This window comes from Metabacillus sp. cB07, assembly GCF_016839225.1.
In the GTDB taxonomy this organism is placed as follows: domain Bacteria; phylum Bacillota; class Bacilli; order Bacillales; family Bacillaceae; genus Bacillus_P; species Bacillus_P indicus.
Window position 1 is genome coordinate 3132998 of the sequence record NZ_CP069296.1, and the last position, 25258, is coordinate 3158255.

Genomic DNA, 25258 nt, shown 5'->3' on the forward strand with positions numbered 1-25258 from the left:
CTACCTCGCAAGTTTCACTAGTTTTTTTACAGATGCTTCTAAAACGGCTAAAAACCGCTCCAGGTCCTTATCTTCTGTGTCGTACGAAAGGCTGACCCTGATGGAGCTTGAAGCAACTGACCCGCTTTTTCCCATCGCAAGCAGCACTGTGCTGCTGCGCTTTCGTTTTGAAGAGCAGGCAGAGGTGGTAGAGACATAAATCTCTTCCTGTTCAAGCATCCGCAATAGAACTTCCGCCTCTGTACCCGGCACGGAAAAGTTGATGATATGGCCGGCCGACTGCCCTGCAGGCGTGTTGATCTGAACTGTATCCATATTTGCCAGCCCGTTTAATAAGAAGTGTTTTTGCCGGTTCATCTTTTCCCGGTTCGATTTGTACCGTTCAGTCGACATTCTTAGTGCTTTTGCCATCGAAGCCGCAAGAGCAGCACTTTCCGTTCCGGAGCGTGCCTGCATTTCTTGTTCGCCTCCAGAGAGCATCGGCAGCAGTTTAACCCCTTTTTTCATATAAAGGGCACCGCATCCTTTCAAACCATGGAATTTATGGCCTGAAATCGTGCACAAATCAATATGCTTAAGCGGCAATGGAACTTTTCCTGCTCCCTGGACAGCATCCACATGAAATGCGATTTTTGGATATGACGCAAGCATTTCCCCTATTTGTTCTATAGGCTGGATGGTCCCAACCTCATTGTTTATATGCATGATTGACACCAGGATCGTGTCAGGTCTAATGGCTTCTTCTACTTTTTCTATTGTGATCATCCCGTATTCATCCGGCTGCAGGTATGTAACGTCAAAGTCAAAGTGTTCCTTTAGCTGCTTGATGCTTTCAAGGACCGAGGGATGCTCGATCTTGCTTGTGATGATATGTTTTCCGTGATGTCTTCGCGCAAGAGCTGACCCTTTGATTGCCAGATTGTTCCCTTCCGTGCCGCCGGAAGTAAAAACGACTTCGTTTACTTCGGCACCTAAAAGCGCCGCTGTCTGCCTTCTTGCCTGTGTGAGAACCTTTTCCGCTTCAGCTCCGAGGCTGTGCAGGGAGGAAGGATTGGCAAAAAACCGGGTTGCAACTTGTGAGAAAGCGTGCAATACTTCATCGTATGGTTTTGTTGTAGCGCTATTGTCCAGGTAAATCATTTCCTGCTCCTCCTGTGTACAAACGAGGATGATTTCCTCAATCTTTATAGTTTGCACGAAACAAACAATCATAATAACACAGTTTGATGAAATAAGAAATCTTAGAAAGAACATTTGACAGATTTAATTTTTAGAATATAATAAAAATTGATTTAGTCACATTTTTCGACAAATTTTTTGGCGGATGTGATAGGATGTAAACGGATACATTGTTAGTACGTATATCTCAGGGGGATTTTTTGATGTCGAATAAATCGTTAACCATAAAAGAAACATTTGTTATAGGACTGATGCTGTTTGCATTGTTTTTTGGCGCAGGGAACCTTATTTTCCCTCCGGCACTGGGGCAGCTCTCAGGAGATCACATGTGGACGGCGATTATCGGCTTCCTTATTACAGGCGTTGGACTTCCGCTTCTTGGAGTCATTGCCATCGGGCTGTCCGGAAGTGATATTCAGTCCCTTGCAGGCAGAGTCCATCCTCTGTTTGGATTCTTCTTTCCTTTTGTACTCTATCTTGCGATCGGCCCGATTTTTGCGATTCCGAGAACGGCAACGGTCACATTTGAAATTGGGGTGATTCCATATTTGCCGGAGTCATCAAGCGGCGATGGCTGGATCCTGTTCCTTTTCACGCTGGTCTTTTTCGCTGTGACGTACTGGCTGTCTTTGAACCCTACAAAGCTTGTTGATACAATTGGCAAGCTGCTTACGCCGGTCCTGCTTATAGTACTTGCCCTGATCACAGTGAAAATGCTGGTTACTCCGCTTGGAACGTTTGAGAGTCCAACGAAAGAGTACGAGAACGGCGCGTTTTTCAAAGGGTTTCTTGAAGGCTACTTGACGATGGACACACTTGCGGCACTGGTCTTTGGAATTGTCGTCATCAATGCGGTTAAAGATAAAGGAGTTACAGACAGATCTCAAATAGCAAAAATCTGCTTAAATTCAGGCCTGATTGCTGCCGGCGGACTCGTGCTTGTATATGTATCATTGGCCTATCTCGGCGCTACAAGCGTCTCGAAGATTGGTTATCTTGATAACGGCGGAGCTATTTTATCTGAATCTGTCCATTACTTATTCGGCACGTTTGGAAATGCAGTGCTTGGAACGGCCATCCTGTTTGCATGCCTGACAACAAGTATCGGACTCGTATCTTCCTGCGGCAATTATTTTTCGAAAATTTTTCCAAGTCTGTCTTATAAAACGATTACCTTCATCATTTGTCTGTTCAGTATGACAGTGGCAAATGCAGGATTAACAAAGCTGATTTCGTTTTCTGTACCTGTTCTTGTGGCGTTATATCCTCTTGCCATTGTGCTGATTGCTTTATCTTTCTTCCACTCCTATTTCAAAGGAGCAAACGAAGTTTATCTTGGAAGCCTGCTGTTTACATTTGTGATAAGCGTTGCTGACGGTCTGAAAGCGGGAGGGCTTCTTCCTGCAGGACTGGACGCCTGGATGAAAGGAAATGTTCCACTGTTTGAATACGGTATTGGCTTTATCGTCCCTGCTGCTGTCGGCGGCCTTCTGGGATACATCTATTCCTCATTCAGAACGGCATCTGCTTCACCAGACAGCCAGAGAAAATAGTTGAACAGACATAAAAAATCCCGCACCGTTGAAGGTGCGGGATTTTTTATTTGGACGTCTGCTCTTCCAGCATGCTTTGAAGCTTTGAGAGCGAGCCCGGCTCAACCTGTTCCAAGGCTGCAGCTGCTTTATCAAGCGATTTTGTATATTCATAATTGCGGAAGTGATCTTCCGCTTCTTTCAGCTGTTCAGCGAGCGTACCATTTCTTCTCCGGTACTTGTTGCCGTACTGAATGACTTTCTCTGTCAGGTAGACTTGTTCGATCATCTCGTCTGACTGTCTTGAAAAAATTTCAATATGGGCAGTCGCTTCTTCAAGAATTCGATTCACTTCAATCATGTTAAGCGGGATTTCTTCAAGCTTTCGGCCAGCGTCTCCAAGCGAACGCTTCGCCTCTTTCAAAAGTTCTGCAAGATTCGGCGGCAGTCCCGGTACGTTGCTTTTTTGAATCTTCCGGCTTGCTTCATAAAGCTGTTTTCTTCCTTCAGCAAGAGCTGCCCTTGCTTCTCTTTCTTCTTTCCTTAATGCAAGGAGCATTTCACTGAATTCCTGGTGCTCTGCACGCACTTCTTCAATTTGACTTTGGAGCTGCTCGAGCTCCTCCTTCAAAATGGAATGGGCCAGCTGTTCGGACTGAAGCTTGTTCTGGATAAGAGAAAACTGTTTGCACAGCGCTGAAATCTGTTTTTCAATTTTTCGGCGGCGGTCAAGGTCAACTTCTGAAATCTGGTAGCTTTCTTTGACAAGTTCCGCTTCTTCTTCTGTTTCCTGGCGCTTTTTAAGAAGATCTGCCAGCTGCTCATCTATTTTTACAGCAGCCGTCTGGACGAAATGATGGGCGAGTACTTCTTTTTCAAGCAAGTCGTAAAAAGTATCAATCGCTTCCTGCATCTCTTCTATATTTTCTTTTACTTCCAGTGTCTCGCCTTGAGCAAGAAGGGCCATATACGCCTCTAGCTGTTTGTTCATTTTTTCAAGCTCTGTCTCAAGCTGGATATGTTTCAGGTGGAATCCGTTCTCAAGCATTTCCTGATAGCCGTCTGACAGCTCTGAAAGCTGATTCGGAATGACAGTCTGACATTCTGCGAGCAGCTTTGGAATTTCATCAATTTTCTCAAGCAGAATATGGATCTCGTCCTTTTGCCCCAGAAGGATTTCACGGGCTGCAAGGTAATTCCCTTCTTCTGTTTCCGCTTCAAACTGCTTAAGCGCCTCAGTGATCTCTGCAAGCTTGATCTCAAGCGCTGCATGCGACTTTCCGAAGGTATGGCTGTGAGCCAGAAGCGTCTTCTTCGCTTTTTTGACTTGTGTTCTTACCTCTTCGATTTCTGTGCTGTTTTTCTCTTCACTCGTAATCAGTTCATTGATCTCAGAGATGATGATTTCAATTGATTCATCCACAAGCTTAAGCGTTTTCTCGATATGTTCAAGCACTTTTTTCGATTTAGTAAAGCGGTACTTGTCCGCGTAATCCTCTGCATCAAACAGGAGCTCCTCTACTTCCGGAAGCTGGGCTGTCAGGATTTCGTCCCACTCTTTTCTCCACCGCTCAAATAATTCTTCCGCCTGTCCTGTCATCTTTAGATCTTTGACCTTCGAAAGCTCATCTGCAATCGACCGGTTCATGATCTCGATTTTCAAGGCTTCCAGCCGGTCTACTTCTTTGTAGATATTTCTTCTGATTGCGTAGCCGACTCCAAATAAAACCAGCAAAATGACAATAAGTCCAATAACGACTTCCATAGTGAGCCCCCTCGTTGTGTTCCAGCAAATCGTCATAACAAGGTATAATATATTTATATGAATGTAAGTAACGATTGTCGAATTTTCATATGTAATCTGATCATTGTACGGTTAAATGTTTTTTCATTGTATTTATGATACCATGTAAACGACAATTTTTGACCGGTATTTTAAATTTTTTTGCACAATTTATCGCCATATTTCGCGGTACTTGAGAGGGGATTTTCTGCATGAGAAAAAAAGACGGACATGTACATACGCCATTTTGCCCGCACGGCTCTGATGACAGCCTTGAAATGTATGTTGAAAGGGCTTTGAGTGAAGGGTTTGAGGAACTGACTTTTACAGAGCATGCCCCTCTTCCGGAAGGGTTTGCAGATCCTGTTCCGGGGAGCGACAGTGCTATGAGCCATTCTGAATTGGAGGATTACATTACCCGGGTCACTTCTGTAAAAAAGACCTATTCCGGACATATAAAAATCAACCTCGGCTTTGAAGTGGATTACATCCGCGGGTATGAAAAGGGGACAGAAAGTTTTCTAAACGACTATGGCCCGTTCATGGATGACGGGATTTTGTCTGTTCATTTTCTGAAGCCCGGCAGCGAATATCAATGCCTTGATTTTGACAGTGATACCTTTTTAAAAATGGCCGAATCGGCCGGCGGCGTAAAGAAGCTGCATGAACTTTACTACGAGACCCTGATTGCTGCAGTTAAATCAGAGCTTGGTCCTTATAAGCCGGGCAGGCTGGGACATCTGACGCTTATAAAAAAATTCCAGAAAGCATTTCCTGCTGAGTTTGACCTAAAAGACATGCAGCTGTCCCTTCTTTCTGCTGTTAAAAAGAACGAGATGGAGCTCGATTTTAATACAGCAGGACTCAGAAAAGAACTTTGCGGCGGGATCTATCTTGACGGATGGATGATCAAGGAGGCAAAAAAACAAAACATCCCTCTCATATACGGGTCTGATGCCCATAGTGCAAAGGATGTTGGAGCACACTATTTTCATTATGAGGAGGCCCTGGTCTGATTGGCCGGAATCCTTACACGATTGCTTCCTTCTTTGAAGGATCGCATAAAAGATGGTCAATCCAGATTTCAATTTCGTGAAAATACTGTTTCACAAAATAGGATTCATGGGTTTGAATATAGAGCACTTCGCTCATATATTGCGGCTGAAGGTACGGCATGTTCAGAAGGCTCTTCAGCTGCACAAGAATGTGGGCCATCGGTGCTTTCCGGAACTGTCCGGAGCGGATGCCCTCTTCAAGAATGGCTTTAAAAAAGTACTTTTCTTTTGTGAGATACGTTGTCATCACTTCTCTGATCAACATTGAATCGAGGGTTACTTCTCTCAGAACAAATCGTGCAAGTTGACGGTTTTCATGCTGATAGTTTAGAATATCTCCAATCAAGAGAAGCAGGCAGTTTTTTGGTGTTTCTCGGCTCAGGCGGAGATAGCCTGTTTCAATGACTGAAAGGTATCCTTCATAATACTTTGAAACCAAGTATTCCAGAAGGCCGCCCTTTCCATTAAAGTAATAGGAGATGTGAGCAACATTGACATTCGCTTTTTTGGCAATTTCCCTTACGGATGTGCCGTTAAAGCCCTGTGTGTTGAACAGTGCTACAGCTGCATCGATGATCTTTTCTTTCGTTTGATTGGAGGCGTTCGGCTGCACTGGCATAAATCTCACCCCTTTCATCATTACTTTGTACATTCAAGAAAATAGGAAGATATCCTCTATTCTTTTATCGACAAAGTTTGTCCGCGCGCTCTTATACGCGTGAAAATTACACAAAGGTGGGGAAATATCGTGTTTCATGTCGAAAAATACAGCGGGAAACAAGAAGAAAATTACGAAATGCTCATAAAGCAGCTGAAGGCTTTGCTCGATGGAGAAAAAGATGCGATCGCCAATCTGGCCAATGCGTCGGCTCTTTTAAACCAGTTTCTTACGGAAATCAATTGGGTCGGTTTTTACCTTTACAAAGACAGCGAGCTTGTTCTCGGCCCGTTTCAGGGACTGCCGGCATGTGTAAGAATACCTGTTGGAAGAGGCGTGTGCGGGACCGCTGCACAAAACCGCAAAACAGAGAGAGTGGCGGATGTCCACGCTTTTCCGGGACACATTGCCTGTGATGCCGCATCTCAGTCTGAAATCGTCGTCCCGATGGTGAAGGACGGGGAGTTAATCGGCGTCCTTGATATCGACAGTCCAATTAAAGACAGATTCAGCGAGCTTGACCAAAAGTATCTGGAGAAGTTCACGGAAACGCTTGTTGATTTTCTGTAAGTTTTCAACTTAAATGACGACAAAATGCCCGAGAGCTTCATAGCCTCTCGGGCATTTCAACTTTATAAAGCATCCAAAGCCTGGTTCAGATCATTCCAGATGTCTTCCACATTTTCAAGGCCGACAGACAGCCTCACAAGATTGTCGCTGATGCCCATCTCATGTCTTTCCGCTTCCGGTATAACCGAATGGGTCATAGTGGCAGGGTGCTGAATCAGACTCTCCGCATCACCCAGACTTACAGCGATTTTAATAAGATTCAGCGCGTTCATAAACCGCTGGACCTCCAATTTGCTCTCTTCTTTTAAAGTGAACGAAATCAATCCGCCGCCTTTTTTCATTTGCTTCCTGGCAATGCGCGTTTCCTCAGAGTCACCGATAAATGGATACACAACCTGCCCGACTGCAGGATGCATCAGCAGTCTCCCGGCAATTTCAGCAGCACTCTCACAATGCCGGTCCATTCTGACTGGGAGAGTCTTCAGCCCTCTAAGCAAAAGCCATGCATCAAACGGAGACATAATGGCCCCGATATCTTTCCTTTCAGTCATGGCAAGCTTTTGAATGTACTCTTTATCCCCTGCAGCAAATCCGCCGATCACATCTCCATGACCGCTGATGTATTTAGTGGCGCTGTGAAGAACGATATCACAGCCGTGAGAAAGCGGCTGCTGAAGGTACGGCGAGCAGAACGTATTGTCCACCACGACGCGAAGCCCATGAGCTTTAGCAGCTTCTGCAACGGTTTGAAGACTGATGATCTGCATCGTTGGATTAATTGGTGTTTCAATATAAATAAAGGCAGTTTCCGGTCTGATCTCTTTTTCAATCTCTTCTTTAGAAGAAAGCTCAGAAAACGAATAAGTCACGCCAAATTTTTCTTTTAGCATGTTCAAAAGGCCAAACGTACAGCCGTAGATCCCTTTTGAGCAAAGAATGTGAGAACCTGTTCTCACCATTGACATCATGACGGCAGAGACCGCCCCCATGCCTGATCCAAAAGCAAGTGCTGCTTCTGCCCCTTCAAGAGATGCAATCTTTTGTTCAGCCAGCTGAACCGTCGGATTGCCGAGTCTTGAATAGATGTGTCCTTCTTCCTCTCCCGAAAACCTCCGCTCTCCACTTTCCGCCTTGTCAAAGACAAAAGTGGCCGTTTGATAAAGCGGCGGAGCCAGACTGTTATATGGATCTTTCATCTTTTCCTGACTGTGAATCACCTTTGTTTCAAATTGATATTCCTTCCCCATGTCTTTTCCCCCTTAAGCTGCTGCCTTCCATATCATATGACAAATCAACTAATTTTGAAAGCGCTTTCTTATTTTCGTAAAAAAAGAAGAGTCAGGAGGTCTCGTGCATGACCTCTGATTCTTCATAAAAGACTGCGCAGTTCTTTCCGTTTTCTTTTGCTTTGTAAAGCGCCTGATCTGCTCTTCTTATCATTCTTTTCAGAGATTCAGGCTCCTCTGCCGTCCAGTGGGCAACGCCGCACGAAATCGTAACAGATGGAAAAGTCTCATTCTGTACAGAATCAACTATGCGGTTCGCAAGTTCGATACCGTAACGCGGGTCAGCCTGCGGCAAGTAAACGGCAAGCTCCTCACCGCCCCATCTGGCTCCAACGTCACTTTCTGTGATGCTGTTCATAATGATGCCTGCCACCTGAATCAAAATGTCATCCCCTGTCTGATGCCCGTGCGTATCATTAACGGTTTTAAAATCATCAATATCCATCAAGATAAATACTCCCTGGCTGTCCGTTTTAAGAGAGTGCTGAACCGAATCATCCAGATAATTTCGGGAATACAGTTTTGTAAGATGGTCTGTAATGACCAGCAGTTCAAGTTCTTCTCTCAGCATGGAGTTCATTAATGCAAGCGTTGAATGGTGAATAAGGGACTGCATCAATTTAAACATTTCAAACGTGAAAGCATACGGATTCCTATGCAGAATAACAGCGAAACCCTTCAATTCATCCCTTTGAACCATCGGAATGGCAATCAAGGAAGAAAAAGCGGCATCTTTCACCTTTAAGTCTCCAATGAATACTCCTTCAAGTTCCTGCCTTACTCTGCGCTCTGCAATTTCCAGATAAAAAGAAGCTTCTGCCGTATGAAAAAACGACGTACTGCCTGGAAGCATCCTCGTCCCTTCGCTGCTTGTATAGAAAAAGCCCGTCTCATCAGCAGAAAAAGAACGGATCATCCGGTCAGACATAAAGGTCATCGTATCAATGAGCCTTAAATTTTTGTTGAGTTTGTGCGATGTCTCATTGATGAGCTGCAAATCGGAAACAAGTTTTTTCGACTGTTCGTAGAGCTTGGCATTTTCAAGAGCATGACCGGCAGCTTCAGCAAGTGAAGCGGTCATCACCGTTTCATCCTCGTCCAGTTCAGACCGGTTCTGCTGAGTAACCTCGACTACACCGTAAATGCCCTGGTTCCCTTTAAGCGGCGCATACAAAACAACCTGGTTTGAAGACTCAGAGGCATCCCATTTAATCTCTCCGGTCAAATAGGCTTCCATCGCGCTCTCGCTGCCTGTCCCTTCGTAATCAAACTCTTTCACGGGCAGCTGATGGCTGCTGTCACTGTCGTGTGATAAAAATAAATAAAAAAGATAGTCAGGAAACATTTTCTGAAGAGATAAAATCAATTGATTTAACACTTCATCCTTATTCATAGTCGCATGAAGCCTTTTAGTAAGCGCATAGAGCTCCTGATAGTTTTTTTCCATATCCGTTTTCTTCTGAAGGCGCTGAAAGTGTGCAAGAAAAAGACTGCACTCTTTAGTTAGAAGTCTATAAAAATCTTCATCAAAGACATGTTCCTTCTCCGTTACGGAAAGCAGAAATCCCTCAGAAAGCATGAGGTCGACCCTTGACTCTGTCCGCTCGATAAACGAGCGCTTCTGTCTGAAGGGCACCGTGTGGTAGGAATGAGAACTTGCAGCAATCAACAGGTACTGATCCTCTTTGCGCTTAAAAAAAGAAACATACTCTGCACTTAAATATGATTGGAGGCAGCTGACAGCATATTCCGCTGCATGTCTGCTGTACGGACGTGCCTGACTGCTGATATAATCAAAAAAAGAACTTTTAATGGATAGTAGTATGTATTCAGAATGACTTGTCACAAAAATCCCCCGTATGTCCGAATCAGCTTTCGTGCCTTCATTGTAACATATATTTTTTTCCAATTTATTAACCGAATGTGTTTTTTCCTCTATTTGTATTATCGTCTTTTCTGATAGATTGTTGACTTTCCAATATCAAAATTATATAATGGTCGTTGTGTAAAATAAATATTCGCAGCCTATTGATACCACTGCTGTGATTTCATTTTGTTCCTCTGTGACGAGGTGTATCGTGTAACTCTCTGCTGCTGGAGCGAGGATATATGAAAACAAAATGTGCACTCAGTCAGGGTCAGTCTGTTTTTATTTTATGCCAAATAAAAACATGTAAGGAGGAGACATCTATGTCTCGTTATACAGGTCCAAGTTGGAAACTTTCCCGCCGTCTGGGAATTTCATTAAGCGGAACAGGTAAAGAATTAGAAAAGCGTCCATTCGCACCAGGTCAGCACGGCCCGACTCAGCGTAAAAAACTTTCTGAGTACGGCTTACAGCTTCAAGAAAAACAAAAGCTTCGCCACATGTTCGGTGTGAACGAGCGTCAATTCCGCAACACATTTGACAAAGCTGCTAAAATGACTGGTAAACACGGTGAAAACTTCATGATTCTTCTTGAATCACGTCTTGACAACGTTGTTTATCGTTTAGGCCTAGCTCGCACTCGCCGCCAGGCACGCCAAGTTGTTAACCATGGCCACATCATGGTTGATGGAAGCCGCGTAGACATTCCATCATTCCAAGTGAAGCCAGGTCAAACAATCACACTTCGCGAAAAATCTCGCAACCTTGACATCGTTAAAGAATCAATCGAAGTAAACAACTTCGTTCCTGATTTCCTAACTTTCGATGCTGACAAATTAGAAGGTACTTTCACTCGTCTTCCAGAGCGCTCTGAAATGCCTGCTGAAATTAACGAAGCTCTTATCGTTGAGTTCTACTCTCGTTAATCTGTTTCGAACCCCCTTATCATGTTGTTTTTACAACATGTCAGGGGGTTTTTTGTTTTATCTTCTCTGCAAATTCAGTCATGCTTGCACGATCAGACGTTTTTGATACAGCTGCCTTTCTTCCAAAGAAGACAGAAATGACTACTATAAATGCTGTTAATACTGTCACCGTTGTGATAGATTCGCCCAAAAAGAGAGCAGCAAACCCTATCATCAAAAACGGCTGTAAATATTGCAGCTGGCTGATTCGTGCAATCCCCCCTGCTGCCATCCCGCCATACCAGGCAACATAGGCCAAAAACTGGCTTACAACTCCCAAATAGAGCAAACTGACCCAAGCCTGCCATGGAACACGCAGCATTTCCACAGACATCTCCATCGCTACAGGAATCAGGAAAAAAGGCGCACCTATTACAATAGCCCAGGCAATAACTTGCCAGCTCCCCATTTCCTTTGACAGCTTTCCTCCTTCAGCATAACTCAGTCCCAAAATAAGAATGGCTGCTAAGAGTCCTGCATCCTCTAATTGAAGTTTTCCCAGACCCAAATACATCGCATATGCAATGACCGCTCCCGAACCAATGAAACTTGCAATCCAAAACCTCAGAGAAGGACTCTCTCCTGCTCTAAACAGGGCGAAACCCGCTGTTGCCAATGGCAGTAATGCCAATTCCACTGCTCCGTGCGAAACCGGGAGGGTCTTCATTACCCATGTAGTCAGTAAAGGAAAGCCTAACACAGCTCCTGCTGCAACAATGAAAATACCTTTCAGCTGCTTAAGGTCAGGTGCTTTTTCCTTTCGGACGAGCAGTATTACTCCCGCCAATATGGATGCAATGATTGTTCTTCCTAATCCCACAATCGTTGTGCTGAAATATTCAACTGCTATACCTGTAGCGGGCAGAGTTAAACTAAAGCAGATGACACCCGTTAACCCCAACAGTAACCCCATTTTTTCTTGCTCCATTTTGTCTCCTCCTTAAATTATCCAGAAAAATGAGGACAATTCAGATATAATCACATACTATTAGAAACAGATAACGGATACCATTGCTGTTTGCCGCATCTGTCAGGGTACAGTTGTTTTAAGGAGGGCGGAACGAGATTGAATCTAAAATATCTTAAACTCGCAGAAGATATTAAGGGTGAACTTAAAAAAAGAAATTTACCTGCCGGCAGTAAACTTCCTTCTATCAGAAGACTGTCTGAGGAATATAACTGCAGTAAAAATACGGTCATAAAAGCATTCAATGAACTAGAAAAAGAACACTTGATATACGCAATCCCCCAAAGCGGCTATTACCTAGTAAACGAACCAAAACTGCCAGACAATCAACCTGGTACAATAGATTTCTTATCCGCTGGCCCAGATAAACAGCTTTTGCCCTACAAGGAATTTCAGCATTGCATCAATCAGGCAATAGAAACATACAAGGAAGAGATTTTTACATATTCAGATCAACAAGGCCTGCTTGCGCTGCGTAAAGAACTTATAAACAACTTTCAATATAATCAGGTTTTTACATTTGTTGAACGTGTAGTTATCGTTTCAGGTTCACAGCAAGCCATACATTTGCTGACTGCCCTGCCATTTCCTAATGGCAAAAAAAATATTCTGATTGAACAGCCAACGTATTTCGGTATGATTGAAACGCTCAAAGTAAATCAGGCTAAAGCCTTTGGCATTGAACTATCCATGACTGAAATTGATTTAGAACAAATTGAATATCACTTTAAAAACAACGATATAAAGTTTTTTTATGTTATCCCGAGATTTCATAATCCCCTCGGACACTCTTATACGAATGATGAGAAGAAAAAAATTGTGGAGCTTGCAAATAAATACGATGTTTATATTGTTGAGGATGATTTCCTGGGTGAATTGGAACGAAATAAAAAAGCGGACCCGTTTTTCGCTTTCGATCCTTCTGGAAGAGTCATTTATATTCAAAGTTTTTCTAAAATTTTTCTGCCAGGCCTGAGGATTGGAAGCGTTATACTGCCAGACAATTTAGTTGAAATTTTTTTGCGATACAAGTTCAGTGCTGACTTTAACAGCCCAGTTCTTTCCCAGGGCGCATTGGATATTTACTTAAAAAGCGGAATGTACCGCAGTCATTTAAAGAAAATAAAAGAAGTATATTTTCTTAGGATGAACCTGTTGAAACATTCTTGCAGCCAATATCTTCCCAAGGGAACACAATATACGGAGCCGGATTCAGGATTTTATCTTTCTATCTATTTACCGAACAGCATTTCATCAAAAAGACTCGCCAAATTCCTTTTTGAGCAGGAGGTTCTTTTAGATGATACACACAGAATGTTTCTCCCGGAGTTTAATAAAGACAATCTCATTCGTTTATGTATTTCCCAGGTGCATGAAAAGGAAATAATACAAGGCGTGAAAAAGATAAATGAAGCTATTACAGCATTTGACAATAAAAAACCTCATGCCATTTACCCTCACAACTAAAAAGCAGCAGACAAGGAGTCCATGCTTGATTTTTGGGTTTTGAGGGCTTCCTTCAGTATGGTTACATGATTAAACCCACTCTACAATTGCGGAGTGGGTCTTAGTCTGCTGTTATAGGCACTAATCCACCCGAAATCCGGATTGTACCGCGCAGCAAATGACACTTCTTTGTATTTTTTTCAAGCAGCAGCTAATCACACTAAAGTTCTAGAGATAGTAAAAGGCAATCCTTTTTAATGAGAGGTTGCTTAAAACGATTACTTTTCAATTGGCTCCTATCTGGTCCACTATTACCTTTCCATTCTCGTCTAACAAAGGTGTGAGAGCGCAGCCTTGCGCACTCCATGTGTATAAATAGTTAACACCTGTTTGACGGTCAACCCATATGGATATTAGGCTACCCTGCTGAGAAGTTTGGATCAGCTTTTCATCAAAACGGTTATCATCTTTTTTAATGAACATTATTTTTCACTCCTTATAGTTACTTTTAAATACCTAATCTGCTTCTCCTTTAGTGATTAGATCAATACTGTATGCCCACATTATTCTATACAGTGAATTTTTTTCCTGCATGTAACAATCTACTATTTTTCTTCTGCATGTTACTTCCTGTTTTCTTCCAGATCAAAAGCAACAGTTACATCTCCCGCTCCTGCAGCTTGAGCAAAACGCGCTGCGTCCTCAATGTATCCCATTCTTGTATAACGATAAGTACTCGAGAAACTTTCATAGAAAAGCACTAGACAGTTATCTCCATACAGCATAATATCTCCTGCCCGGATCTCTCCCGGCCTTTCGGAGTCTTCAGGAAGGGCATCTGAAAAATTGTAGAATTTTTCATTGCGATTATGATCGTTCATATTAATACTCAGGGGGCAGTTTCTCAATGAATGCCCGGGTCGTTTGATGGTCATAAAGTTTTGCAGAAAATACCTGTTCCCCAATTGTTAATGTCACATCTATCATCTGATCTGTCATACTACTCTTCCCCGTTTCCTGAAGTGAGTTTTCCAGGCTGACCTCCCTTTCACTGCCGGTGCAGGCAGTCAGGGCAAAGCTGCAGAGAAACAAACAGAGGACTGCGATTCTACTATTCCTGCTCCCCATATAAAATAACTTCACAGTTTTGCTTTAATCCTGATCAGATTCTATTTTCTTTATCATTTTCGCAGGCACACTGCCTGCAATGACATTCGGCGGCACATCCTTTGTTACAACTGCACCAGCGGCAATAATTGCCCCATCGCCTATGGTTACACCTGGAAGGATGGTGGCATTTGCACCTATCCAGACGCTGATGCCTATGGTAATTGGCGCAGGATGCAAAGTGCTGCGCTTTCCGGGATCAATGTCGTGATTAAGAGTAGCCAGGACAACATTGTGCCCAATAAGCGCACCATCGCCAATTATAATTCCTCCCTGGTCCTGAAAGCGGCAGCCGGAGTTGATAAAAACGTTCCTGCCCACATGTATGCTTTTTCCCAAAATCTGTATAAAATGGCGGGAACAATGCAAATGAAGGATCCACCATTCTTGGGGTGTTCGGTAACCTCCGTTTAACTCAGCCGTTACCTTCATGGCGTCTTGAGAAAATAGATGCATAAGCTGATTCATCTCTGAATGTCTCTCGACCGCTTCTCCCCTGTTTAAGTGTGCCAGAAACTCATGAAAGTCCATTATAATCCTCCGTGTCCATCCAATTGAATTTATTTCTACCCTGCTCCATGTATGTTAATCCTTATAGTTAACTCTAGGTCAAGCTTAAACAAGAATTCAATAGACTTACCCCAATCAAATGACTGCTTTGACACTCATAACAGCTCATGATACGATTCAGTTCATAAATCTCATATTAACTTTCAGTGATTGATAGTGGGGGAGATGATGTATGACTACATATTCCATTGGAGAAGCAGCTAAAGAATTAAACCTTACCGTATATACTTTGCGCTACTATGACAAAGAAGGCCTGATGCCTTTCATAGAACGAACATCCACCGGGACAAGAGTGTTTAAAGAATCAGATATTGAAGCTTTAAGAATTATTGAATGCCTGAAATCTACTGGAATGCCCATAAAAGAAATTAAAGCTTTTATAGATTGGTGTTCTGAGGGAGATTCTACGCTGCAACAGAGGTATGAATGTTTATCGAACGCAAGGCGAGTGTAGCGGCTCAAATTGAGGAATTGAAAAAGACGATGGAAATCATTCATCATAAATGCTGGTATTACAAGACTGCGATGGACGCAGGAACAGAGAAAATTCATAAAGTAAACGACTAAGCACGACTTGAAAACTGCCTTTATTTTATCTTTAATAGGATGGAACAAAGGCAGTCTTTGTCTCTTTGAATCGCCAACCGTTTTTTCTAAAACTACGCATAATTCACTATCTTCCCCTTCAAACCGGCAGATAAAATGTTGTCAGCCTTAAAGATCCTCACCTGCTGTTTTGAATAACAGTATGCCTTCACATAACTGCCGCGTATCTCCCTCACAGCGATTGTTCTCTGGGACAAAGCTCCTTTTTCAGAAAGATAAATAATTTCAATCGGAAGCTTCTGATTAATCGACCTCTCAAATAGTCCGTTCATTTTTTCAGCTCCTTTGCTCTCCCTTTATTATATGCAAACACCTGTTCGCTTACAACTTTTTTTGGGAGGTATGGAGTGTAATTTTTGGCAAGAAAAAAAGCCCCTATAAATAGAGGCTTTCCAAAATTATTTGTACTGAATCAGCGTGTACTTCTTCTTCCCTCTGCGGATCACGGTAAACTTGCCGTCAATGCGGTCTTCGGCTCCAAGAACTTTGTCTGTTTCCTGAACGCGTTCGCCGTTAATGTAAACCGCTCCGTTTGATACGTCTTCTCTCGCCTGGCGTTTTGAAGGAGAGATTTTGGCATTGACTAAAAGGTCAATCAAGCCGATTTCGTCCTCTTCAACTGTAAAAGCAGGAACGTCTTTGAAGCCCTGTTCAATTTCGTCGCCCGTCAGTTCTTTGATGTTGCCGCTGAACAGCGCCTGTGAAATCTTGATGGCCTGATCAAGAGATTTTTCTCCATGCACAAGCTTTGTCATTTCTTCAGCGAGTGCTTTTTGAGCTGCACGTTTTTCCGGAGAGCTCACAAGCTCCTGCTCAAGAGCTTCAATTTCCGCGTGTGACATGAACGTAAAGAACTTAATGTATTTCATAACGTCGCGGTCGTCTGTGTTGATCCAGAACTGGTAGAACTCGTAAGGCGTTGTCTTTTCCTTATCAAGCCAGATCGCGCCGCCTTCTGTTTTGCCGAATTTTGTGCCGTCTGATTTTGTCACAAGCGGTACAGTTAGACCGAATGCTTTTGCATTCTCTTCTGATTTGCGGATCAGCTCAAGACCTGCTGTAATGTTGCCCCACTGATCGCTTCCTCCAACCTGAAGTCTGCAGCCTTCTTCTCTGTATAGGTTCAGGAAGTCGTATGATTGCAGAATCATGTAGCTGAATTCTGTGTATGAGATGCCGGATTCGATTCTTGATGCAACCGTATCTTTAGCAAGCATGTAGTTGATGCCGAAGTTTTTGCCAACGTCTCTTAGGAACGTAATGAGATCCATAGAGCCGATCCAGTCGAAGTTGTTTGCAAGTACGGCAGGATTTTTGCCTGAAGGATCAAAATCAAGGAAACGTGACAGCTGGTTTTTAATTTTATCTGACCATTCTTTGACGATATCAGATGTATTCAGCGTACGTTCTGCTTTTTTGCCGGACGGGTCTCCAATCATTCCTGTTGCTCCCCCTACGAGGGCAATCGGACGGTGTCCTGCCTGCTGGAAACGGCGAAGCGTCAAGATTGGAAGCAGATGGCCGATGTGCAGGCTGTCTGCTGTCGGGTCAAATCCTGTATATAATTTAACAGACTCCTCTTCAAGCACCTTTTTCAGGCCTTCTTCGTCTGTCATTTGTTGAATTAATCCTCTAAACTGAAGATCTTTGAGCAATTCACTCATTTTGCTTCTCTCCTTTTTCATAAAATACAAAAACGCCCCTTCAATAAATGAAGGGGCGTGGAATACGCGGTACCACCCTGCTTTGGGAAGCATGCTTCCCGTCTCGAAAAGATAACGGCCTTTAACCGTCTTCTGCTAATTGGCAGATCTGCCGTTCACAAAAGAAGCTCCTGGAGGTAATTCATGATCCATCTTTGTGCTGATTTGCATCGACCATCAGCTTTCTGGGACAGGGAGATGTTCACTACTTCTTCCATTCAAAGCGATAAATAATAATAAATCTTTTTTACCACAACTCAGCATGACTTGTCAAACGATCCGCCCCGATTTGACAAGATCATACAAAAGAACTGTTTTTATATGATATAATGAAGTGATTGTATAGGGGGATGATACGCTCATGGATAAACTTAGAACGTGGTACAGAAAATGGATGCCTTACAAACATAGAACAATTAAAGGGTTTAACATTACATATGGAGTCATCTGGAACCTGGTGCTTGTGTTTATTGTAATCGGTTTACTGACGGCTTCTTTCGGTGCGGGCGTAGGAGCAGGCTATTTTGCTTCTCTCGTAAAAGATGAACCTCTCCGCACATACAATTCAATGAAAAAAGACATCTACAACTATGAAGAAACCTCGCAGGTTTATTTTTCGGATAATGTTTATCTCGGCAAGCTCCGGGCAGATATTGAACGGCAGGAAGTAAAGCTTGCGGATATTTCGGATCATGTGAAAAATGCAGTAATCGCCACTGAAGATGAATTCTTCTATGAGCATGATGGCGTTGTTCCTAAAGCGATTATGCGCGCCCTTTTCCAGGAAGCAACTAACTCAGCTACCCGTTCGGGAGGAAGCACTCTGACTCAGCAGCTCATCAAAAATCAGATCCTGACCGATGAAGTTTCTTTTGACAGAAAAGCAAAGGAAATCCTGCTCGCCCTCAGACTTGAACGTTTTTTTGAAAAGGAAGAGATTCTTGAAGCTTACTTGAATGTAGCGGATCTTGGAAGAAATGCATCAGGCAGAAATGTCGCGGGAGTACAGGCAGCTGCTCAAGGTATTTTCGGAGTCGATGCAAAAGACCTGTCCCTTCCTCAGGCTGCGTTTATAGCGGGACTTCCGCAAAGCCCGTTTGGCTATACTCCGTTTACAAACGAAGGTAAAATTAAAGGAGATCTTGACGCGGGAACGTCCAGAATGAAAACCGTTCTGCGCCGCATGCACGACAAAGGCTTTATTACCCAGCAGGAATATCAGGAAGCAAGCAAATTCGACCTCAGAAAAAGCTTAACAGCCGCAAAACCTTCTTCCATTGATGAATATCCTTGGCTAACATACGAAATTGAAGAGCGCGCAAGAGATATCATTCTTGCCCAGCTTGCGGAAAAAGACGGCCGCAAACTGGATGAACTGAAGCAAAATAAAGAGCTCTATGCCGAATACAAAGCTCTGGCAGACAGAAATCTAAGACAAAACGGCTACAAGATTCACACTACTGTCAATAAAAATATGTACGATAAAATGAATGCCATTGCCAAATCCTATGAATATTACGGCAACAGTAAACCAGAATACAAGATTAATAAAGAAACAGGCAAAAAGACTCAGGTTCAGGAACCGGTTGAAGTAGGGGCTGTGTTAATCGAAAACAAAACCGGAAAAATCCTCAGCTTTGTCGGGGGAAGAGATCACGATGTTTCACAGACGAATCACGCGACAGACGCACCGCGGTCGAATGGATCGACAATGAAGCCGCTTGTTGCTTATGCACCAGCTATGGAGCTTGGTGAACTTCAGCCTGGTTCTGTTCTTGCGGATGTCCCATTGCCAGGAAAATACTCTCCAGGTAACTTTGACGGAAGATTTCATGGTTTTACAAGCGCAAGATTCGCCCTCGCTAAATCATATAATATACCTGCAGTTAAAGCATACATGAAAATACAGAATAAAGATCCTCTTTCTTACCTGAAAAAAATGGGCATGACCACTATTCATAAAAGTGACGGTGGACTTTCTACGGCACTAGGAGGTATAACTACCGGGGTAACTGTTGAAGAAAACGTTAATGCCTATACAACATTTGCAAACGGCGGAAAATTTATTGATGCTTATCTGATTGAGAAAATTGAAACAAAAACAGGAGAAGTCATTTACCAGCACAAATCAACACCAGTAGATGTTTTTTCACCTCAGACTGCTTATTTGACACTTGATATGATGAGAGATGTCATCAGTGAAGGGACAGCGACTTCCGCAAAAAAATACCTGTCGTTCAATGCAGACTGGGCAGGAAAAACGGGAACGAGCCAGGAGTACAGGGACATCTGGTTTGTAGCCTCCAATCCAAATGTGTCTTTTGGAACTTGGCTCGGGTATGATACACCTAAACCTGTTGATAAAAGGTATAAGGGGATGAACTATGGCAATAGAAACATCCTCCTCTGGTCAAAAATGATGAACGCTGCTTATGAAGTAAACCCGGGACTAATTGCTCCAAAGTCCACATTTAAAATGCCGGGCGGAATTGTCCAGAGATCCTATTGCGCCCTTTCAGGGGACCTTCCATCAGCGATGTGCCAGCAGGCAGGACTGGTCACAACAGATCTTTTCAACGCTAAATTCGTGCCGAAAAAAACAGACGACAGTTTAACGTCCGGAAAATATGTGTTTGTAAAAGACCGTGCGTATCAGGTGCCTCCTTCTGCTCCGGCTGAATTTGTCCAGCAGGGTCCGATGCTGAAGAAGGAAATCCTTGAAATGCATAACCTCAGCAGCTTCAGCGATTTAAAAGAACTGCTGCCAAACAAAACAAACTGGGGAAAAATTGTCGTCACTGACGGAAATGAGATCAGGGACAACGGAGCGGTTCCAGGGCAAGTGTCAGGTGTTAGAATAAGCGGCAGCTCTCTTGCCTGGAACACAAGCGGAGACTCTGATGTCATCGGATACCGCGTATATGCAGCCGGCAACTTCTCTAAAGACTTTAAAAAAGTCGCAAGCATTCCGGCTTCAAAAAGCCTGTCGGCATCACTTGGCGGCTCTCCGGCAGCCTACTACGTTACAGCAGTTGACGTAGCCGGAAAAGAATCACCTGCTTCAGCCATTGTGAAAAGCGGCAGCTACCAGGCAGAAAAACCGGCCGCTGCAAAACCTGCAGTGCCTAAGCCTGCTGAACCGAAGCCGGCAGAACCAAAACCTGCGGAGCCTAAGCCTGCTGAACCGAAACCGCCGGCTCCGCCTGAAAAACCAAAACCGGGAGAGCCTGTAAAACCGCCGGGCGAACCCCAGACACCGCCTGAAAAGCCGAATGGATGAAGATGAAGGATGCCCGCTGCGGGCATCCTTTTTTAGGCTTTGGAGGTTGGGCCACAAACGATAATCCCCACATCGAGAAAGTGGCGCCACTCCACCGAATTGCACCACAAACCTTAGTTCACACTCTGAGAAAGCAGCAGCACATACAATTCCCTTCCTCAACAGAAAAAATCCGAACTAATGACCATAGTCCGGATTTTCCATTGTACTTCTATTCACAGGTATTCCCTCAATCTTCCATCGTCGACAAATCTCCTGTCGGCAGATCAAGTTCCCATGCTTTCAGGACACGGCGCATGATTTTTCCGCTGCGTGTTTTAGGCAGCTTGTCGCGGAATTCAATTTCGCGAGGTGCCGCGTGTGCAGCAAGGCCTTTTTTGACGAAGTTGCGGATTTCCTCTTTAAGTTCATCCGTCGCCTCGTAGCCGTCGCGAAGGGCGACAAATGCCTTGATGATTTCGCCGCGGACAGGATCAGGTTTGCCGATGACGCCTGCTTCTGCAATGGCTGGGTGTTCGACAAGCTTGCTTTCCACTTCAAACGGCCCTACGCGCTCACCGGATGTCATGATGACATCATCAATTCTTCCCTGGAACCAGTAGTAACCGTCCTCATCTTTATAGGCAGAGTCGCCTGAAACATACCAGTCGCCCGGCATGAAATAGGATTCATACTTTTCTTTGTTGTTCCAGATCGCATGCATCATGGAAGGCCAGCCTTTTTTAATCGCAAGGTTGCCCATGCGGTACGGCGGAACTTCATTTCCCTGGTCATCCACTATGGCAGCCTGAACGCCCGGGATCGGCTTGCCCATAGAGCCCGGTTTAATTTCCATAGACGGGTAGTTGCAGATTACCTGCGCGCCTGTTTCCGTCATCCACCACGTATCGTGGATCCGGTTATCAAACACTTTTACTCCCCATCTGACAACTTCAGGATTAAGAGGCTCTCCGACACTTAAAACATGTCTTAATGAGCTTAAATCATATTGTTTAACGAGTTCGTCTCCTGCTCCCATCAGCATGCGGAAGGCAGTCGGCGCACTGTACCATACGGTAACGCCATAGTTTTGGATCGTTTCATACCAATGCTCCGGCTTAAACCTGCCTCCAACGATGACATTGGATGCACCGTGAAGCCATGGTCCGAAAATGCCGTATACTGTACCCGTTACCCAGCCTGGATCTGCTGTGCACCAGTAAACGTCATCTTCCTTCAGGTCAAGCACCCAGCTGCCTGTCTGGTAATGCTGGACCATCGCCTGATGGACATGAAGCACACCTTTAGGTTTTCCTGTTGAACCGGACGTATAATGAAGAAGAAGTCCGTCCGTCTTTTCTACCCATTCTATTTCGAGCTTCGTGCTAGCGGTTTTCATTCTTGTAAGGAAATCTATGTACGGACCATCTTCATTTACATTTTCTCCAACTAATACAACATGCTTTAAAGCAGGCAGATCGTTGAACGGAACACGCTCAAGAAGTTCAGGCGTTGTCACGATGACTTTAGCCTCGCTGTCTTTCAGGCGGTCGCTTACTGCCCCCTCCATGAATGCCTCAAATAACGGACCAACGATGGCGCCCAGTTTGATGGCTCCAAGCACGGTAAAATAAAGCTCAGGCGTTCTCGGCATGAAGACAAACACTCTGTCGCCTTTTTCAACATCTGCACATTGGCGGAGAATATTCCCTGCTTTATTTGAGTGTTCTTTCATTTCTTTAAACGTATACTTCTCTTCTCTTTCAGGGTCCCGGTAGTACAAGGCAACCTTGTTCTTCCGGAAAGATTCTGCATGTTTGTCAATTGCTTCGTATGCAGCATTGATTCTTCCTGTTTCCGACCACGAGAGGTTTTTTTCTGCCTCAGACCAGTCAAAATGGTCATAGGTTTTTTGGTAGTCTTCAAGATTGTGGTTCCCCTTTGCTGCTGGCAGCGCTTCCAACTTCATCTTAATTCCCCCTTGTTCAGTGTATACATCCTCTATTATAGAACAGTTTCTATCTTTTCTCAATTTTTAAAAAAATCCCGGTTTTTTCGTGTAAACGCTTCATTTTCTATTTTTTCTAGTATAATAGATGATAGTTCAGCAGATTAAAAAGGCGGTGAATGAATGGAACACCCGAAAACGTACAACGCAAAAGAGATAAAAACTCCGTTTGGCCCCCTTATTATTGAAGGACCCATTAAGCCTGAAAAACTGGCAGGACTTGAATTTCACAAGGATCTGACCGCTTTCAGGCAGCCTGAGCAGCAGCATAAGGCACTGGTCGAAATAGCGGGACTTCCGGAAGGCCGGATTATTATTGCAAGAAATCGCCATACCATTGTCGGGTATGTTACATATTTGTATCCTGATCCTCTTGAAAGATGGTCAGAAGGTAAGATGGAAAATTTGATTGAACTCGGTGCGATTGAAGTCATACCTGAATTCCGGGGCTTCTCTGTGGGGAAAAATCTTCTGAGAGTTTCGATGATGGACGATGCCATGGAGGATTATATCACCATTACAACCGAGTACTACTGGCACTGGGATTTAAAAGGAACCGGGCTGAATGTATGGGAATACAGGAAAGTCATGGAGAAGATGATGAATGCAGGCGGCCTTGAATGGTATGCGACAGATGAACCTGAAATCAGCTCTCATCCTGCAAACTGCCTGATGGCGAAAATAGGGAAAAGAGTCGATCAGGACTCCATTCAGCAGTTTGACCAATTGAGATTCAAAAACCGCTTTATGTACTGATATGTTTCGTTCATGCTTTAAAACAAAGGGGTAATAAGAATGATCGTTGAACAAATCATGAATAAAAACGTCGTTACGCTTCAGCCGGATGCAACCATTGCTGAAGCCATTGAAAGAATGGCTGAACACCGAATCCGCCATATTCTTATTGTGTCAGGAAACGACATGCTCGCAGGCATCGTTTCAGATAGGGACATAAAGGATGCGAGTCCTTCCATATTCGAACTGACCAATGACCGGGAAACGCTGAATAAACCGCTCAAATCCATCATGAAAACAGATGCGATTACCGGACATCCGCTTGATTTTGTCGAAGAAATCTCGTCTATTTTCTATGAGCATAAAATTGGATGTCTGCCGATCATCAAGCACGGAAAGCTAGTGGGGATTGTGACAGAAACGGATCTTCTCCATACATTCGTTCAGCTGACAGGCGCTGACCAGCCCGGCTCTCAGATTGAAGTAAAAGTTCCGAATGTATCAGGAGTTCTTTCAGAAGCAGCTGCTGTTTTCAGCAGGCACAATGTGAATATATCGAGCGTGCTCGTCTATCCTGATCAGGACGAACGGTTTAAGATCCTCGTCTTCAGAGTTCAGACAATGAATCCGATGCCTTTAATTGAGGAGCTTGATAAAGAAGGCTATACCGTTCTGTGGCCCAATGTACCGGGGATTTCGTCATGAAAGAAAATATTTTCATCTACTCCCCTCTTTTTCAGCAGTACAAATTCAGCCAGGACCACCCATTCAACCAGCTTAGAGTAGAGTTGACCTATGACCTGCTGAAAAAGATGAATGCTTTGTCTGATGATGAGCTCGCAGCTCCGAGGATGGCCACTGATGAAGAGCTTGCACTCGTTCACGACAAAAAGTACATAGAAGCTGTTAAAAAAGCGGGAGCGGGAGAACTGGATCAAAAAGAGGCAATGAATTACGGTATCGGAACGGAAGATACACCTATTTTTCCCGGCATGCATGACGCCGCAGCCCTTCTTGTCGGAGGCACGCTTGCAGCTGTCGAGCATGTTATGGAAGGAAAATCCAAAAGAGCCTTGAATCTTGGAGGCGGGCTTCATCACGGCTTCCGCGGCAAGGCTTCCGGATTTTGCATATATAACGACAGCTCTGTAGCAATCAAGTATATTCAGAAAAAGTATCAGGCGAAAGTGCTCTATATAGATACAGATGCCCATCACGGAGACGGCGTGCAGTGGACTTTTTACGATGATCCTTCTGTCTGCACCCTTTCCATTCATGAAACCGGACGCTACTTATTTCCTGGGACAGGCAATGTGACCGAGCGCGGTGCAGGACAGGGCTACGGGTATTCGTTTAATATCCCGCTTGATGCCTTTACTGAAGATGAATCCTGGATGGATGCCTACAAGCAGTCGATACGGGAGGTTGCCGCTTTCTTTAAGCCAGATGTGATTCTTACCCAAAACGGCGCCGATGCTCACTTTTATGATCCTCTTACCCATTTCGCGACAACGACCGCTATTTTCAAAGAAATTCCTAAGCTCGCTCAGGAAATCGCTGATGAGTACTGCGGAGGAAAATGGATTGCCGTCGGCGGAGGCGGGTATGACATTTGGAGAGTTGTCCCAAGGGCATGGGCGATGATCTGGCTTCAGATGAAGAATCTTCCTGCAGAAGGAAACCTTCCTCCTGAGTGGATTGAACACTGGCAGTCAAAAGCCCCTGTCACTCTTCCTTCCTTCTGGCACGATTCAAAGGATGACTATAAAGCCATCCCAAGAAAGCTTGAAATTGAAGAGAAAAATGCGCAGACGACCGCTAAAGCTCTTTTCCCGATCCGTCAGAACAAGGCGAAAGACAGACACTCTCTTTAAACCTGAAAAAAGGCATGAATCGCAGGGA

At 44.1% G+C, this 25258-nt stretch carries 22 protein-coding genes, 1 pseudogene and 1 other annotated feature; of the genes and pseudogenes, 10 read left to right on the plus strand and 13 right to left on the minus strand.

Going from position 1 to position 25258, the window contains the following annotated elements:
* Positions 1-1140: a cysteine desulfurase family protein gene (locus JOJ89_RS16090; RefSeq protein WP_203288405.1), complete on the minus strand. Its 1140-nt coding sequence runs from the start codon at positions 1138-1140 to the stop codon at positions 1-3.
* Between the two features lie 242 nt (positions 1141-1382).
* On the opposite strand from JOJ89_RS16090, the gene brnQ reads away from it, so the two are divergent.
* Entirely contained in the window at positions 1383-2732 is a 1350-nt protein-coding gene (gene brnQ, locus JOJ89_RS16095) for a branched-chain amino acid transport system II carrier protein (protein ID WP_029279077.1), read from the plus strand.
* Positions 2733-2778: 46 nt separating this feature from the next.
* On the opposite strand, the gene ezrA is transcribed toward brnQ, so the two are convergent.
* Positions 2779-4476 (minus strand): septation ring formation regulator EzrA, encoded by a 1698-nt coding sequence (ezrA, locus tag JOJ89_RS16100; RefSeq protein WP_029279075.1) that lies wholly within the window; start codon positions 4474-4476, stop codon positions 2779-2781.
* Positions 4477-4706: 230 nt separating this feature from the next.
* On the opposite strand from ezrA, the gene hisJ reads away from it, so the two are divergent.
* On the plus strand, positions 4707-5510 hold the full coding sequence (hisJ, locus tag JOJ89_RS16105) for a histidinol-phosphatase HisJ (protein ID WP_029565826.1): 804 nt from the start codon (positions 4707-4709) through the stop codon (positions 5508-5510).
* A 13-nt stretch (positions 5511-5523) separates the two neighbouring features.
* On the opposite strand, the gene refZ is transcribed toward hisJ, so the two are convergent.
* A complete protein-coding gene (refZ, locus tag JOJ89_RS16110) occupies positions 5524-6168 on the minus strand; it encodes a forespore capture DNA-binding protein RefZ (protein ID WP_029279072.1) in 645 nt (214 codons plus the stop codon).
* A 129-nt stretch (positions 6169-6297) separates the two neighbouring features.
* On the opposite strand from refZ, the gene JOJ89_RS16115 reads away from it, so the two are divergent.
* Positions 6298-6777, plus strand: a complete 480-nt coding sequence (locus tag JOJ89_RS16115) for a GAF domain-containing protein (protein WP_029279070.1) — start codon at positions 6298-6300, stop codon at positions 6775-6777.
* A gap of 62 nt (positions 6778-6839) precedes the next feature.
* Here JOJ89_RS16115 and megL read toward each other — a convergent pair whose 3' ends face one another.
* Together megL and JOJ89_RS16125 are read right to left on the minus strand one after the other, a co-directional pair.
* Complete coding sequence (megL, locus tag JOJ89_RS16120; RefSeq protein WP_203288407.1) at positions 6840-8024, minus strand: methionine gamma-lyase; 1185 nt, start codon at positions 8022-8024, stop codon at positions 6840-6842.
* Between the two features lie 91 nt (positions 8025-8115).
* Entirely contained in the window at positions 8116-9909 is a 1794-nt protein-coding gene (locus tag JOJ89_RS16125) for a sensor domain-containing diguanylate cyclase (protein WP_234703395.1), read from the minus strand.
* Positions 9910-10253: 344 nt separating this feature from the next.
* On the opposite strand from JOJ89_RS16125, the gene rpsD reads away from it, so the two are divergent.
* Positions 10254-10856: a 30S ribosomal protein S4 gene (rpsD, locus tag JOJ89_RS16130; RefSeq protein ID WP_029279064.1), complete on the plus strand. Its 603-nt coding sequence runs from the start codon at positions 10254-10256 to the stop codon at positions 10854-10856.
* A gap of 40 nt (positions 10857-10896) precedes the next feature.
* On the opposite strand, the gene JOJ89_RS16135 is transcribed toward rpsD, so the two are convergent.
* Positions 10897-11823, minus strand: a complete 927-nt coding sequence (locus tag JOJ89_RS16135; protein WP_203288410.1) for a DMT family transporter — start codon at positions 11821-11823, stop codon at positions 10897-10899.
* 138 nt (positions 11824-11961) lie between these two features.
* Between JOJ89_RS16135 and JOJ89_RS16140 the strand changes: the two genes are divergently transcribed.
* Complete coding sequence (locus tag JOJ89_RS16140) at positions 11962-13329, plus strand: aminotransferase-like domain-containing protein (RefSeq protein ID WP_203288412.1); 1368 nt, start codon at positions 11962-11964, stop codon at positions 13327-13329.
* 264 nt (positions 13330-13593) lie between these two features.
* On the opposite strand, the gene JOJ89_RS16145 is transcribed toward JOJ89_RS16140, so the two are convergent.
* From JOJ89_RS16145 to JOJ89_RS16155, 4 genes are all read right to left on the minus strand, one after another.
* A complete protein-coding gene (locus JOJ89_RS16145) occupies positions 13594-13791 on the minus strand; it encodes a DUF6440 family protein (RefSeq protein ID WP_203288414.1) in 198 nt (65 codons plus the stop codon).
* A 140-nt stretch (positions 13792-13931) separates the two neighbouring features.
* On the minus strand, positions 13932-14189 hold the full coding sequence (locus JOJ89_RS16150; RefSeq protein WP_203288416.1) for a cyclophilin-like fold protein: 258 nt from the start codon (positions 14187-14189) through the stop codon (positions 13932-13934).
* 1 nt (position 14190) lies between these two features.
* Positions 14191-14307 carry a cyclophilin-like fold protein gene (locus tag JOJ89_RS21160; RefSeq protein WP_242524620.1) on the minus strand — a complete coding sequence of 39 codons (117 nt, stop codon included), beginning with the start codon at positions 14305-14307 and terminating at the stop codon, positions 14191-14193.
* A gap of 153 nt (positions 14308-14460) precedes the next feature.
* Positions 14461-15006, minus strand: coding sequence for an acyltransferase (locus JOJ89_RS16155; RefSeq protein WP_203288418.1), 546 nt, complete (start codon positions 15004-15006; stop codon positions 14461-14463).
* A 211-nt stretch (positions 15007-15217) separates the two neighbouring features.
* Here JOJ89_RS16155 and JOJ89_RS16160 point away from each other — a divergent pair.
* Positions 15218-15612, plus strand: a pseudogene (locus JOJ89_RS16160) (MerR family transcriptional regulator).
* Between the two features lie 92 nt (positions 15613-15704).
* Here JOJ89_RS16160 and JOJ89_RS16165 read toward each other — a convergent pair.
* Complete coding sequence (locus JOJ89_RS16165; protein WP_029565834.1) at positions 15705-15923, minus strand: hypothetical protein; 219 nt, start codon at positions 15921-15923, stop codon at positions 15705-15707.
* Positions 15924-16049: 126 nt separating this feature from the next.
* The gene (gene tyrS, locus JOJ89_RS16170) at positions 16050-17315 is read right to left on the minus strand and encodes a tyrosine--tRNA ligase (RefSeq protein WP_029565835.1); all 1266 of its coding nucleotides are present in this window, start codon (positions 17313-17315) and stop codon (positions 16050-16052) included.
* Between the two features lie 48 nt (positions 17316-17363).
* Positions 17364-17585: a binding site (T-box leader), on the minus strand.
* Positions 17586-17715: 130 nt separating this feature from the next.
* Between tyrS and JOJ89_RS16175 the strand changes: the two genes are divergently transcribed.
* Positions 17716-20634 (plus strand): transglycosylase domain-containing protein, encoded by a 2919-nt coding sequence (locus tag JOJ89_RS16175; RefSeq protein ID WP_051827228.1) that lies wholly within the window; start codon positions 17716-17718, stop codon positions 20632-20634.
* A gap of 229 nt (positions 20635-20863) precedes the next feature.
* On the opposite strand, the gene acsA is transcribed toward JOJ89_RS16175, so the two are convergent.
* A complete protein-coding gene (gene acsA, locus JOJ89_RS16180) occupies positions 20864-22582 on the minus strand; it encodes an acetate--CoA ligase (protein WP_203288420.1) in 1719 nt (572 codons plus the stop codon).
* A gap of 162 nt (positions 22583-22744) precedes the next feature.
* Here acsA and JOJ89_RS16185 point away from each other — a divergent pair, with 162 nt between their 5' ends.
* Genes JOJ89_RS16185 through JOJ89_RS16195 form a run of 3 tightly spaced genes read left to right on the plus strand, consistent with a single transcriptional unit; the run spans position 22745 to position 25230 of the window.
* A complete protein-coding gene (locus JOJ89_RS16185) occupies positions 22745-23377 on the plus strand; it encodes a GNAT family N-acetyltransferase (protein WP_029278972.1) in 633 nt (210 codons plus the stop codon).
* Positions 23378-23416: 39 nt separating this feature from the next.
* Positions 23417-24061: an acetoin utilization AcuB family protein gene (locus JOJ89_RS16190; protein WP_029278970.1), complete on the plus strand. Its 645-nt coding sequence runs from the start codon at positions 23417-23419 to the stop codon at positions 24059-24061.
* The gene (locus tag JOJ89_RS16195) at positions 24058-25230 is read left to right on the plus strand and encodes an acetoin utilization protein AcuC (protein ID WP_203288422.1); all 1173 of its coding nucleotides are present in this window, start codon (positions 24058-24060) and stop codon (positions 25228-25230) included. Before JOJ89_RS16190 ends, JOJ89_RS16195 begins: the two co-directional genes overlap by 4 nt.
* Positions 25231-25258 lie beyond the last annotated feature (28 nt).